Here is a 12,839-nt window from a genome sequence, read left to right on the forward strand (position 1 = left end):
CGATGCGCCCAAGGCATAACAAACCTCAGACTGAACAAATAGTAGCGCTTATCGAGGCATTTGCAAGCGCATCTGCCGCAAAAACAGTGTCAATTGTGGGAAAGTGTCGACAAAGGTGGGGGGTCGCCCTGTGCGAGCAACCCCCCCACGAAATCGTAACCGTGTTTCGGAACTAAGCGCCGAAGTATTCGGTCTGCTGGGCCTTCTTGGCGGACCTGATAAGGAACTCCTCGTTGTCCTTCGTGCCCTTGAGGCCCTTTACGAGCGCCGATGCCGCTCGCTCTGTGCTGTTCATGTTGGCCAGGATGCGTCGGATGCCCCAAACGAAAGGCTGGAGCTCCGCATCGATGAGAAGGTCCTCGTTTCGGGTGCCCGAGGAGACCGGGTCGATGGCAGGGAAGATCCTCCTGTCCGCCAGCTCACGGTCGAGCTTGAGCTCCATGTTGCCAGTGCCCTTGAACTCCTCGAAAATGACCTCGTCCATCTTCGACCCGGTGTCGACGAGCGCGGACGCCAGGATGGTCAGTGAGCCCCCATTCTCGATGTTGCGCGCGGCACCCAGGAACTTCTTGGGGGGATAGAGCGCCGCCGAGTCGACGCCGCCCGAGAGGATGCGGCCGCTCGCAGGCTGCGCGAGGTTGTACGCGCGGGCCAGACGGGTGATTGAGTCCAGAACGACGACAACATCCTCGCCCAGCTCGACAAGGCGCTTTGCGCGCTCGATAACGAGCTCGGCTACGGCTGTGTGGTTGCTCGCGGGCATGTCGAACGTCGACGCGACGACCTCTCCCCTGATGGAGCGCTCCATGTCGGTGACCTCTTCTGGACGCTCGTCGACCAGCAGGCAGAACAGGTGAACCTCAGGGTTGTTTGCCGCGATGGACTGGCAGATCTTCTTGAGAACAGTCGTCTTGCCCGCCTTGGGAGGCGACACGATGAGTCCACGCTGGCCCTTGCCGATAGGTGCGACGAGGTCGATCGCACGACCCGTAATGGACTCGCGACCGTGCTCCATGGTAAGCCTGACGTTGGGATAGATGGGCGTCAGGTCGCGGAAACGGGCACGGGACTTCATCTCTTCGGGCGCGTGCCCGTTGACGAGCTCGACCTTGTTGAGAGGGGGATACTTGTTGTTGCCCTTGGACGGGGCAACGCTGCCCTTGATCCAGTCGCCCGGACGCAGGCCGTACTGCCGGATGACCTGCTGATGGACGAAGGCGTCCGACTCGCCGGCCATGTAGTTGCCGGTCCTCACGTAGGCGTAGCCCTCGTTCTGGAAGTCGAGGACTCCCTCGACCGGACGGAAGCCCTCTGCGAGGGCGGCGGCGCGATAGATGGAATCGACGAGCTCGGCCTTGCGAGCTCCAACGTGATCCACGCCGAGCTCTGCAGCCTTGGAGCGAAGCTCGACGACCTTCATGCCCTCGAGCTCCTCGCGCGAGAGGCTGGGCTCGAGGACCTCCTGCTGGTTCCTGCGGTTGCGGCGGCGCTGGCTCCTGCCCTGCCGCTTGCCGCCAAAGTCATTGCGGGAGTTCTGGTCGCGGTCGCGATCGCGCTCCCCCCTCTTGTGGCGACGCCTGCCCTCGCCCTCCTGCTTGCCATGGCCCTTTCGCCCATCGTCCTCGCCCTTGGAGGCAGATGCCGGGCGCGCTGCACCGTCCGCCTCGCCCAGAGTCGTCGCAGGCGCGTCCTGCACCTGGGAGGAGGCGTGGGTGGCGTCCTGGGTAAGCTTGTTCAGCTTCTCGACGTCCAGCTCCTCGCCCTCTGCCGAAGAGACCTTCTTGCGACGCGAGCGCGTCTTCGAGGGGACCTTCTTATCGGATCCCTCCCCGCCCGCAGGCTCCGTCTCAGCGGCAGACGCAGACTCGGACTCGGCTGAGTCCTCTCCCTTGTCCTTGGCCGCCTTGCGAGAGCGACGCGCCTTCTTCTTGAGAGCCTCCGCGTCCTCGGCGGCGCCCTGTGCGACAGGCTCGGAGTCGCCCTTCGGCTCGGCAGCAGCCTCTTCCTTCGTCGCGGCGCCCTCCTTCTTCGAAGTTGCCTTGCGAGCGCGCGTGCGCTTCGCCTTTGGCTTTTCCGCGACGTCCTCGCCGGACTCGGAAACGGGCTCCGCGACCTCGCCCTCGTCAGACTTCTTTTTGCGAGTGGCACGCTTACGAGGCTTCTTGGGCTCCTCGCCACCCTCTGCCGCGCTCGCCTCAGCCGGCTCAGCGCTCTCGCTGGCCTTCTTGGTACGGCGACGCTTGGGCTTCTGGGGAGCCTTCTCCGCCTCAACGGCAGCGGTCGCAGAAACGGACTCGACGTATTCTTCCGCCATTATCGTATAAACCTTTCTGGAGCTGTGTCTCAGACAGTCATGCCCACGGCCATCCCGCGTGAACGCACGCAGAACCCGGGCTTACAAAAAATGAAAATGAAAAACAGATAGTAGTTGGCAAACGCCAGAGAAAAATGCGCAGGGCGCAAAACAACGTGACCATAGCATAAACGGTCTATCGGAGCAAAGGGTCGCCACAAGAAAAAAGGCAGGCGAGAAATGCCTGCCCATACCATCGGAAGCTAATGCTTACGCGGCTTTCTGCGAACAATCACGTCAGTGATTATGTCGATGAGGTCCTCGGCGGCCTTGCGACCGGCCTCCGATAGCGCGACGCGAAGGGTCTTCGCCTCGCCCTCGCTCACACGGGTGATCATCCCCTCCTGCTCGAGGGCGGCAACCGACATGGACACAGTCGGCTGGAGCAGGCCAAGGTCCTCGACGAGTTGGGAGATGCTGCGAGAGCCCACGCCCGCCTCGTACAGGCCGAGGAGCGTGAGCTCGCCGGCGGCGCAGGGGACGGAGCCCATGGCGTCGGCGTATCGGCAGATGCGCTCCGGAGTCGTCCTCGCAAGGGCGTGACCCGCAGATATCTCCTTGCAGGCGCTCTCGCACAGCTCGTGGACGTAGGCGACGCCAGCGTCAGATATGGTACAGACGACGTTACGCCTGTCGGAGTCGCCCTTGTCACGCTCTATGAGCCCGAGCTTCGAAAGATGCTTGGTCCTGTGCGTCATGGTCGGACGCAACGACCCCTGATACTCGGCAATCTCGGAGGTCTTGAGGCTGGTTCCAACGTTGAGAAGACGACAGAGGATGGCGAACTCGGCAAAGGTCAGGCGACTCGAGGAGTCTACGCGCTGCCGCACGAGGTTGTAGGCACGTCGTATCGACGTGTACTCACGAAGCTCCACCCATACCTCCCATGCTCGAATATGAAAGGAGCCCCACCAATGGCTTGGTGGGGCCTAAATAGCTATCTACGCTACCCAGACGAAAAACATCCATAAAGCAATGATGCCCGCTCCGAAAAATGCTAAATCACCGATAGGTGATTTTAGTTCATTTTTACGCCAAGGAAACCTTACATGACGTCCGGAGCCGTGACGCCTATCAGCTTGAGAGCGACCTCAAGGTTGATGCGGACGGCATCGCAGGCTGCAAGACGCGCCTTGGAAAGCCCTGCGTCAACGGGGCGTCCCTCGCTCGGAAGGACCTGGCAGGCCGCATAGAAGCCGTGATAGGCAGCAGCGAGCTCCTCGCAGAAGTGCGTGAGGCGGAACGGGGCACGGTCGCGAGCAGCGCCGGCAATGAGGTCCGGGAACTCGGAGAGCTTGCGCGCGAGCGCAGCCTCGGTGGGGTCGGTCAGGAGCGAGAGGTCATAGTCCTCGCCGATTGCCTTGGCAGCAACGGCGTCCATGCCCATCTCAAGGGCCTCGTCCTCCGTGACGCCCGCGGCGCGGCGAAGGATGGAGCAGATGCGCGCGTGCGCATACTGCACGTAATAGACGGGGTTGGCGTTCGACTTCTGCTTGACAGCCTCGATGTCGAAGTCAATCGTCTGGTTGGAGGAACGGCTGATGAGCGTGTAGCGCGTGGCGTCGGTGCCGACCTCGTCCAGAAGCTCCTGGAACGAGATCATGGTGCCCTTGCGCTTGGACATGCGGACGGGCTCACCGTTCCTCAGGAGGTTGACGAACTGGCCGAGGAGAATCTCGTACTTTCCGGGGTAGCCAAAGGCCTCGGCGACGGACTGGACGCGCTTGATGTAGCCGTGGTGGTCGGCGCCCCAGATGTTGATCTCGTAGTCGACGCGGTCAAACTTGTCGAGGCAGTAGGCGACGTCGGATGCGAAGTAGGTATACTCGCCGTTGTGCTTGATGAGGACGCGGTCCTTGTCGTCGCCGAAGGCCGTCGACTTGAACCAGACGACACCCTCCTCGTCATCGTAGACGTAGCCCTCCTTGCGGAGGGTGTCGAAGGCACGGTCGACCATGCTCATGCCGTTCTCGTCCTTCACATAGAAGGAGCGCTCGCTCCTCCACTCGTCGAACACGCAACGGGACTGGTCACAGGTCTTCTTGATGCGGGCGAGCATGTAGCGGTAGGAGCGCTCGCGGAACTCATCGTCGCGCTCCTGCTGGTCGGCCTCCATCCACTTGTCGCCGTCGTGCGCCCAGAACTCCTTGGCGATGTCGACGATGTAGTCGCCGCCGTAGGAGTTTCCACCCAGCGCCTCGTTGAAGGCGTCCATGTAGGGGTGCGTCTCGGGGTGCTCGTCGGCGTCGTCCTCGACGAAGTTTCCACGGTCCTCTACCAGGACCTGGGCGGCGGCATCGATGTCTATGCCCTTCTCGCTGGCGATCTGGCCAAGCTGCAGGTAGCGCATGGCGACGGAGCGGCCGAAGACGTCCATCTGGGAGCCGTGGTCGTTGATGTAGTACTCGCGCTGGATGTCAAAGTTGGCGAACTCCAGGACGTTGCAGAGGGAGTCTCCCAGGGCGGCCCAGCGACCATGTCCGACGTGGAGCGGCCCCGTGGGGTTGGCAGAGACGAACTCGACCTGGGTGCGCAGGCCGTTGCCAACGTTGACGCGGCCCCAGTCGTCGCCCTTCTGGCGAACCTCGCGGAAGACGTCGTTGTTGGCGGACGTGCTCATGTAGAAGTTGATGAAGCCGGGTCCCGCGACCTCTACCTTGGCGACAGAGGGGTCGGAGGGTAGGTTGTCGACGATGGCCTGGGCAATCTTCGCGGGAGCCATGTGCGCGAGACGAGCGGAACGCATGGCCACGGTCGAGGACCAGTCGCCATTCGTGGTGTCAGCAGGTCGCTCGATGCCGCAATCCTCGATCTCGAACTCTGGCAGAGTGCCTGCGGACTGCGCGGCAGCGATAGCTTGCTTGACAAGCTCTTCGATGGTCTCGGGCATACTAACTCCTTCTTTTTTCCTAACCGGGATGCTCCCCGGATTTCTCACGACGAAAAGTCTAGCAGAGCGGGTATCAAGCGAAACCCAACTCCGAAAAAAGTGACATCAGCTCCTTAGCTTTAATCACAAAGGTGATTACTTGGAGCTGCGTCCCGAACCGAGTCGCTCGCGACGCGTCAGGTCGGACCTGAGCGCGGCGAGTCCCATCTCGAGACCCACGGGATAGGTCTGGGGGTTCAGGAAGCGACGGTGGGCGACGTCGAGACTCGAGAGCGCCTCGCGGCAGCGGCTCTTGGCGCGCTCGATGTCCTCGTCGGGGCCAAGGCGACGGCCCCTCTCGACCAGCTGGACGAGCAGCTCGCGCGACTCCGCGCCCGAGACGTCGTAGGAGGTGAGGTCGTCGACAACGTCCACGATCGTGCTCGCGTCTCCACGCGCGACGGAGTCGTCAACGATCATGTCGGCGACCGGAGCGCCCGAGCCGTCGAAGTAGCGCATGACGCGCTGGATGCCGGGAACGGTGCGCTTGTAGGCCACCTCGGAGAGCTTGATGACCGGCTCCCAGGGCGCATCGGGCGTGGCACGCGTGGCCGAGAGCTTGTAGACGCCGCCGAGGGAGGGCTGCTGGTCGCAGGTCGCGAGCTTGGTGCCCACGCCGAACGAGTCGATGGGCGCACCCTGGGCGAGAAGGGACTGGATGGTGTACTCGTCCAGGTCGTTCGAGACCGAGATCTTCACGTACCCGAGACCCTCGGCGTCAAACGCCCTCCTGGTCTCCTTGGACAGCTTGGCGAGGTCACCCGAATCGATGCGAATCGCGGCAAGGCGCTCGCCGCGCCCCTCCATCTCCTTCGCGACGACGATGGCATTCTTGATGCCCTGGTGGACATCGTAGGTATCGAGAAGAAGAACGCAGTTCTTGGGGCTGGACTCCGCGAAGGCGCGAAAGGCCTCGAGCTCGGAGGGGAACGCCATGACCCAAGAGTGCGCATGGGTCCCGAACACGGGGATGCCGTAGATCTTTCCCGCCAGGACGTTGGAGGTCGAGTTGCAGCCGCCGATGTAGGAGGCGCGCGCAACCGCGAGGCCGCCGTCGGGACCCTGTGCGCGGCGCAGGCCGAAGTCAGACACAGCTCGACCCCGCGCGGCCTGGACGACGCGGGCGGCCTTGGTGGCCACGAGGGTCTGGAAGTTCACGAGATTGAGTAGGGCCGTCTCGAGCAGCTGGCAGTCGATGAGCGGGCCCTCGACGCGCACCATGGGCTCGCGCGGAAACACAAGATCGCCCTCGGGAACCGCCCAGACGCTCACGCGCATGCGAAAGTCTCCGAGGTAGTCGAGGAAGCCCTCTTTGAACATCGGACCGCCGCCGGGGGCCTGTACCCCACGCAGGTACTCGATCGCATCGTCGTCGAACCTGAAGTTCTCGACCAGCTGGGCGATCTGCCCCATGCCGCAGGCGATGGCGTAGCCCCCGCCAAAGGGGTTCTCCCTAAAGAACACGTTGAAGCAGCCCTCGACGTCCACCAGGCCGGACTCCCAGAAGCCCTGGGCCATCGTGAGCTCGTAAAGGTCGGTGTTGAGTGCGACGTCGGTCGCTTTGGCGCAATCGGTCAGAGCCATTTGTTCTTCTCCCCTAGCCGCCTTGTGGGCAGCGGACACGAAAGAGGGGCGCCCGAGTCACTCTTGGGCATCGGTCGAGAAGGGCGTCTCCCCTCGCGTGAAGCCCAAGGGACTCGCGGGGCGCTACCTTCCCAGATTCATTGCGATGACGATGATGACTACAAGAGCGAGGACGGCGAGGAGGACTATCTTCTGGCCCACGGGCATGCGAAGGTCGTCGTCGGGCTCCATGAGCTTGGCGTTGCGTTCTCGAATCTTGCGCGTGCGCTCGTCGGCAGCGGCGCGCTCGTCAACCCGGCGCTGCTCGCGCTTGAGGCGCTCGAGCTCGGCGCGCTCGCTCTGTGCGCGGGCGGCCGCGTCGCGCTTGGCCTTCTCGGCGCGAAGCTGCTCGAGCTCCGCACGCTCTTCGTCGCTCAGACCCTGGGGGTCGTCAGCCATCTCTTCTCCAATCGAAGGCGGGTCATCCCGCTGGTTTTGCGTCCTAACTATATGTCAAAACGCGCCATTTCGATGCGACGGAGGCAAGCGCTCGGCTACGGTCGCCCAACCGAGACCTCGGGGCCTTCGACGCCGGTCGCGTCGAAGCCGGGGACGAAGCTCTCGGACACCGTTCCGCCCTGCTGCCACCAGAGGTTTTCAAAGCCAAGGTCATCGGCGTGGTCGAGGACCATTTCGTACTCGACGTTGCTCAGGGCGCGTGCAAGGTTGCCGCCCGCCTTACGGCAGCGCTCGTTGGGCGTGTACTGATTCATGACGGAAAGGTCGCACTCGTTTCCACAGATCTGCCACACGTGGTCGAGAACGCGCAGGGAGTCGCTCACATGGCCCGGCAGGACGAGATGCCTCACAATGATTCCATGCCGCATGACGCCCTCGTCGTCGACCTTTCGCCCTCCCGCGCGACGAAGCGATGCCAGCATCTCGGCAAGCGCGCCCGCGGCGACCTGTGGATAGTCCTTCACGGCAGAAAGCGACCCCGCGACCTTGGGATCCTCGTACTTCCAATCCGTAAGCCAGATGTCGACGAGGTCGGCCATCGCACGCACCGACTCGACAGTCTCGTATCCAGAGGTATTGCACACGATGGGAAGGCAGAGTCCCGCCGCACGCGCAAGAGACAGCGCCTCCCTGATGTGCGGGGCGAAGTGCAGGGGCGTCACCAGGTTGATGTTAAGGGCACCTTGCTCCTGCAGCTCGATCATCATCTGTGCAAGGCGGGCGGTAGAGACCTCGAGGCCGAAGCCTTCCTGCGAAATCTCGTGGTTCTGGCAGAAGACGCACCTCAGAGGGCATCCCGTAAAGAAGATCGCACCGCTTCCGGCCTCGCCGGAGATTGGCGGCTCCTCCCAAAAGTGAAGGGCGCTGCGAGCGACCCTCAGTGTCGAGGTCGCACCGCAGAATCCCGCTTTGCCCTCGTTGCGCCTGGCGTGGCAGCGTCTGGGACAGAGCTCGCATGAATCGTACTCGGGATAGGTCACACAATCGCCTCTAATAAAAAAGCCCGAATGCTAGGCACCCGGGCGACGGTTTAAATGGTGGAGATGAAGGGATTCGAACCCTCGGCCTCTGCCTTGCGAAGGCAGCGCTCTCCCAACTGAGCTACATCCCCAAGAAAACGCGCAAGAAGCATTTTTGCAATTAGTCTGAACAATGTCAACAAGAATTTTGGGCTCACGTTATGTAAGAAATAGTCGCCCCCTGCGGTTGCGAAATGAACCCACCTCCATAAGGTGGGTGCCCGCGTCGCCTTTTCCAGCTTCCTCATCAACGGAGGATGCCTGTAATGGGGACGATATATGGGCTCCCTCAAAACGCTTGTCGGTTCACCCAATTGTTTCCGCAGGGGGACGACACCTCAAACTATATCGAACTCTCCCGCAGATGCCAGTCTTGACTTATGGCATCAAATGGGCAACATTAGAAGATGTGCGCGGCGTGCCGCGCTCTTTTTTCGTAGCCACCTCCGGCTCGTTTAGCAGCGGGGTCTCATCGAGTACTATTGAAACGTCATGTAGACCTACTTTCATGTTTGGAGGGCTCCCGAAAGCATGCCGATGCAGCCTTCACCATGGGTTCCCTACCTTTGCCTCTTTCTAGCAGCGCTCATCATGTCGCTCATGATGACTCCCGTCGCCCACAGGATCGCCTGGCAGCTCGGCGCCGTGGATCGCCCAGGCAAGCGCCGCATCAACAAGACTGCAATCCCCCGAATGGGTGGCATAGCGGTCTTCCTGGGCATCATCGCAGCCTTCGTCGTCCAGTACGTCGGCACCATGCATCTTGGCTGGCCCGTGATCCTCTCCCCCGCGCCCCACTTCCACTCCCTCAACTACCAGATGGTCGCCCTGGGCTTCTTCGCAATATTCGTCACCGGCGCGCTTGACGACGTGTTTCAGCTCACGCCGCTCCAGAAGTTCTTCGGACAGGTCGTCGCAGCATCCATTGCCGTTGCGAGTGGCGTGGTGATCGGTGTCATCGTCAACCCATTCACCGAGGGCGCGTTGCAGCTGGGACCACTCGCCTATCCCATCACCGTTCTTTACCTGGTGGCGTACGTAAACATCTTCAATCTCATCGACGGTCTCGACGGACTCGCCTCCGGAATCGCCTGCATCTCGGGCTTCACGATGTTCGTGCTCTCCGTCATGGCGCACCGCATGGACGCCGCGTCGCTCTCCATCGCGCTCGTCGGGGCGACCCTTGGCTTCCTCAGGTACAACTTCCACCCAGCGTCCATCTTCCTCGGCGACTCCGGCTCGCTGCTCCTCGGCTACACGCTCGGCATCGTATCGCTCCTTTCGGTCACGCGCGTCGCGGGCCTCACGACGATTATCGTCCCCCTCGTCATCGCCGGCATACCCATTATCGATACGTTCTCCGCCATCGTGAGACGCAAGCGCGCCCACGTCAGCATTGGGCAGGCCGACCGCGGCCACATTCACCACAGGCTCATCGACGAGGGTTTCGACCAGCGCCAGGCCGTACTTCTAATGTACGGATGGTCGGCACTTCTCTGCCTGGGGACTTTCGTAATGACTCAGGTAAGCGTCATTCCTCGCATCGTGATATTCACGTCGCTCTTTGTGGCTTCAGCCGTCATCGCGATGAAGCTCCACCTGTTCCACCCGGTCCTTTTGCACCACATGAACCCTGAGACCGGAGACGATGAGCTGGTATCGCCTCAGGACCCCGAGTTCAAGCAGGAGGAAGAGAAGCTCCTCGAAGAGGAGGAGAAGCGCCACATGCACCACTTGGGATCCTAGTCTCCTGGTCGGCCCACTGCAGCAACCAACGGCACGCAACGCGCCCTTCTGCCCTGACTAAGGGAGGGGGGCGCATTCTTTTGGAGATACTGGTACGTCGCAGGAAGGGCAGCCGTCCGCCCGACGCCATTAAGCGCCCCCATCGTCAGCGCGACGAGAAGCGGCCATGAACGATCGGGCGGGCGAAGAGAGCATCAACCGCAAGTTGTTCAGACGCAAAGAACACCTCGCCGAATAGGCGTTGAGCCTTGAAAGCGCCGAAAGACGGCGAGTTCCACGAATCAGGACCCCGGTACAAGGGCCATGGGAAAGGCATGCCATTCAAGCGCAAAAGAAATGGGACCCGCCACAAGTGGCAGGTCCCATGTAGCCAAAGCCTTAGGCCAAAGACTACTCGGCGTCGAGAGCCTTCTTGGCTACTGCGGCGAGATCGGCGAAAGCAGCCTCGTCCTCATAGGCGAGCTGAGCGAGAACCTTGCGGTCAAGCTCAACGCCAGCAAGCTTCAGGCCGTGCATGAACTTGCTGTAAGAGAGGTCGTTGATACGAGCCGCAGCGTTGATGCGCTGAATCCAGAGTGCGCGGATGTCACGCTTCTTGTTGCGACGATCACGGTACTGATACTGACCAGAGTGCTGGGCCTGCTCCTTCATGCCGCGGAAGGTGCGGGAGGAAGTGCCGTAGTAACCCTTGGTGCGCTCGACGAGCGTCTGACGCTTCTTACGGCCGGCGACTGCGCGCTTAACACGTGCCATATCTAATCAACTCCTTGGAAAAATGCAAACGAAATGACGCGGCGCGCCTAGTTCTTGGAACCCATGCGCTGGGAGACAACCTGTGCGTCACCCTTGGTGAGGACGGCCTCCTTGCGGAAACCGCGAATGCGCTTCTGGGACTTCTTGGTCAGAATGTGGCTCTTGAAAGCCTTGGCACGCATAATCTTGCCAGTGCCGGTGCGGCGGAAACGCTTTGCCGAACCCTTGTGCGTCTTCATCTTGGGCATGCTAGTTCTCCTTCTCACTCTCGGCGTCGCCCTCATCTGCCTTCTCGTCGAAGGCACCCTTAATCGGGGCAACGAGCATGTGCATGTTACGACCTTCCATCTTGGGCTGCTGCTCGACCGTGGCATAAGGCCGCAGGTCTTCAGCAAGCCTTTCGAGGACGTTAAGACCCTGCTCAGGATGAGCCATCTCGCGGCCACGGAACATGATCGTGACCTTTACGCGAGCGCCCTTCTTGAGGAAACGCATGACGTGGTTCTTCTTGGTCGTATAGTCGCCCACGTCAATCTTGGGTCTGAACTTCATCTCTTTGACCTCGACCCTGACCTGCTTCTTGCGAGCGGCCTTGGCCTTGCGATCCTGCTCGTACTTGAACTTGCGATAATCCATTACCTTGCACACGGGAGGCTCGGCATTGGGAGCGATCTCGACAAGGTCAAGGTTCTGCTCGTCGGCGATGCGCTGGGCATCGCGAACACCGAACAGACCAAGCTGTGAACCATCAACACCAATCAGTCGGCAGGTGCGCGACGTGATTGCGCCGTTGATGCGAGGACCCTCGTTCTTGGCTATCTTGGACACCTTCCCTTCACGATGCGGCAGGGCCGCATAAAAAATATCCCCCGGCACAGTAGCATCCAGGAGACAGGCACCCGAGCGGGCGAGAAAAATTGTCTGACCAGACAGCTACCTGATGGCGCCGTTTAGGTGGGGATGAAATCCCGCTTTCAAATCGTGCTTTGGATATGGTACACCGCCAGAGCGAAGACGCAAGCCCGATGCGAGGTATTTCTAGCGATTCACATTTTTCAGACACGGCCGAATAAAAAGAGAGGGGTCCATTGGCCCCCTCCCCTGATATCTCTGGTGCCTGAGGTGGGACTCGAACCCACACGCCGTTGCCGACAACAGATTTTGAGTCTGTCGTGTCTGCCAATTCCACCACTCAGGCAAAACGCAGGCCAAGGCCCGCTTCGAAGACTATAGCAGATTCCAAGCCAACTACTTGAGGTAAGCGTTGCTCTGGAGCTCGTCTTCCATCGTGGTCAGCTCACCGTGGCCGCAGAAAAGGTTGGTCTGCGCGGGAATCTCACGCTTGAGACGCTCGAGGGTCGCCTTGAGAGCCTCCGAGTCGCCACCGGCAAGGTCAGTCCTTCCACACGAACCCTGGAACAAGGTGTCACCTACGAAGCAGACGTGCTCGGCGGTCTCCTCGCCCAGGAGGACGACGCCGCCGGGCGTATGTCCAGGAGCCTCAATCACGCGAAACCTTGCCGTGCCCACCTCGAGCACGTCACCCTCAGAGAGCGTCATGTCGGGTTCGGGAGCGTTGTCGTCGTAGGAGCGCCCCTGCTCACTCGGCTCCCCCGCGTGCTGCGCAAGTTCGGCATCACGCGCGTTGATGCACCACGTTCCGCCCATAGCTTCACGCAGGGCCTTGACGCCGCCCACGTGGTCGCCATGGCCGTGCGTGGCGACGATGTACTTCAGGCGAATGCCCTCGGGAAGGTGCTCAGCGATGGCCGCGCCGGAATTGCCGGCGTCGACGACCATGCACTCGTCCTGTGACACGTAAGCATAGCAGTTGGTCTCAATCGGACCTACGACAAACATCGCAATCTGGTCACCGTGTCCGTGGCAGCAGCCTCCATGGCCGCCGCAGCACTCGTGACCCTCGTCGTGGTGGTGGCCGCCGCAGCAGCCCTCGTGG

At 61.4% G+C, this 12,839-nt stretch carries 11 protein-coding genes and 2 tRNA genes; 1 reads left to right on the forward strand and 12 read right to left on the reverse strand.

Annotated elements, in window-relative coordinates; translation table 11 throughout:
* Positions 1-172 precede the first annotated feature (172 nt).
* The 7 genes from rho to B5D13_RS03195 form a co-directional block, all read right to left on the reverse strand.
* A complete protein-coding gene (gene rho, locus B5D13_RS03160) occupies positions 173-2,314 on the reverse strand; it encodes a transcription termination factor Rho (RefSeq protein WP_090991502.1) in 2,142 nt (713 codons plus the stop codon).
* A gap of 242 nt (positions 2,315-2,556) precedes the next feature.
* Positions 2,557-3,228, reverse strand: a complete 672-nt coding sequence (locus B5D13_RS03170; RefSeq protein WP_078686890.1) for a MarR family transcriptional regulator — start codon at positions 3,226-3,228, stop codon at positions 2,557-2,559.
* Positions 3,229-3,398: 170 nt separating this feature from the next.
* A complete protein-coding gene (argS, locus tag B5D13_RS03175; protein WP_078686891.1) occupies positions 3,399-5,243 on the reverse strand; it encodes an arginine--tRNA ligase in 1,845 nt (614 codons plus the stop codon).
* A 135-nt stretch (positions 5,244-5,378) separates the two neighbouring features.
* Entirely contained in the window at positions 5,379-6,866 is a 1,488-nt protein-coding gene (locus B5D13_RS03180) for a nicotinate phosphoribosyltransferase (RefSeq protein WP_078686892.1), read from the reverse strand.
* Between the two features lie 123 nt (positions 6,867-6,989).
* The gene (locus B5D13_RS03185) at positions 6,990-7,304 is read right to left on the reverse strand and encodes a hypothetical protein (RefSeq protein WP_078686893.1); all 315 of its coding nucleotides are present in this window, start codon (positions 7,302-7,304) and stop codon (positions 6,990-6,992) included.
* 95 nt (positions 7,305-7,399) lie between these two features.
* Positions 7,400-8,344: a radical SAM protein gene (locus B5D13_RS03190; RefSeq protein ID WP_234970662.1), complete on the reverse strand. Its 945-nt coding sequence runs from the start codon at positions 8,342-8,344 to the stop codon at positions 7,400-7,402.
* A 55-nt stretch (positions 8,345-8,399) separates the two neighbouring features.
* A tRNA-Ala gene (locus B5D13_RS03195) sits at positions 8,400-8,475 on the reverse strand.
* 445 nt (positions 8,476-8,920) lie between these two features.
* On the opposite strand from B5D13_RS03195, the gene B5D13_RS03200 reads away from it, so the two are divergent.
* Positions 8,921-10,129 carry an MraY family glycosyltransferase gene (locus tag B5D13_RS03200; RefSeq protein ID WP_078686895.1) on the forward strand — a complete coding sequence of 403 codons (1,209 nt, stop codon included), beginning with the start codon at positions 8,921-8,923 and terminating at the stop codon, positions 10,127-10,129.
* A gap of 390 nt (positions 10,130-10,519) precedes the next feature.
* On the opposite strand, the gene rplT is transcribed toward B5D13_RS03200, so the two are convergent.
* From rplT to B5D13_RS03225, 5 genes are all read right to left on the reverse strand, one after another.
* Positions 10,520-10,882 (reverse strand): 50S ribosomal protein L20, encoded by a 363-nt coding sequence (gene rplT / locus B5D13_RS03205; RefSeq protein ID WP_078686896.1) that lies wholly within the window; start codon positions 10,880-10,882, stop codon positions 10,520-10,522.
* 47 nt (positions 10,883-10,929) lie between these two features.
* Positions 10,930-11,130 carry a 50S ribosomal protein L35 gene (rpmI, locus tag B5D13_RS03210; protein ID WP_078686897.1) on the reverse strand — a complete coding sequence of 67 codons (201 nt, stop codon included), beginning with the start codon at positions 11,128-11,130 and terminating at the stop codon, positions 10,930-10,932.
* 1 nt (position 11,131) lies between these two features.
* A complete protein-coding gene (infC, locus tag B5D13_RS03215; RefSeq protein WP_180363901.1) occupies positions 11,132-11,710 on the reverse strand; it encodes a translation initiation factor IF-3 in 579 nt (192 codons plus the stop codon).
* 283 nt (positions 11,711-11,993) lie between these two features.
* Positions 11,994-12,080, reverse strand: a tRNA-Leu gene (locus B5D13_RS03220).
* A gap of 50 nt (positions 12,081-12,130) precedes the next feature.
* A partial coding sequence (locus tag B5D13_RS03225; RefSeq protein ID WP_078686899.1) for an MBL fold metallo-hydrolase occupies positions 12,131-12,839 on the reverse strand: 709 nt, incomplete at its 5' end.

The sequence above is a fragment of the Olsenella sp. KH1P3 genome, assembly GCF_900167315.1.
In the GTDB taxonomy this organism is placed as follows: Bacteria; Actinomycetota; Coriobacteriia; order Coriobacteriales; family Atopobiaceae; genus Olsenella_J; species Olsenella_J umbonata_A.

Bases quoted from the DNA above. Each gene is read 5' to 3' on its own strand.
- rho (WP_090991502.1), bottom strand. From the start codon at position 2,314: ATGGCGGAAGAATACGTCGAGTCCGTTTCTGCGACCGCTGCCGTTGAG.
- argS (WP_078686891.1), bottom strand. From the start codon at position 5,243: ATGCCCGAGACCATCGAAGAGCTTGTCAAGCAAGCTATCGCTGCCGCG.
- B5D13_RS03180 (WP_078686892.1), bottom strand. From the start codon at position 6,866: ATGGCTCTGACCGATTGCGCCAAAGCGACCGACGTCGCACTCAACACC.
- B5D13_RS03185 (WP_078686893.1), bottom strand. From the start codon at position 7,304: ATGGCTGACGACCCCCAGGGTCTGAGCGACGAAGAGCGTGCGGAGCTC.
- B5D13_RS03200 (WP_078686895.1), top strand. From the start codon at position 8,921: ATGCAGCCTTCACCATGGGTTCCCTACCTTTGCCTCTTTCTAGCAGCG.
- rplT (WP_078686896.1), bottom strand. From the start codon at position 10,882: ATGGCACGTGTTAAGCGCGCAGTCGCCGGCCGTAAGAAGCGTCAGACG.
- rpmI (WP_078686897.1), bottom strand. From the start codon at position 11,130: ATGCCCAAGATGAAGACGCACAAGGGTTCGGCAAAGCGTTTCCGCCGC.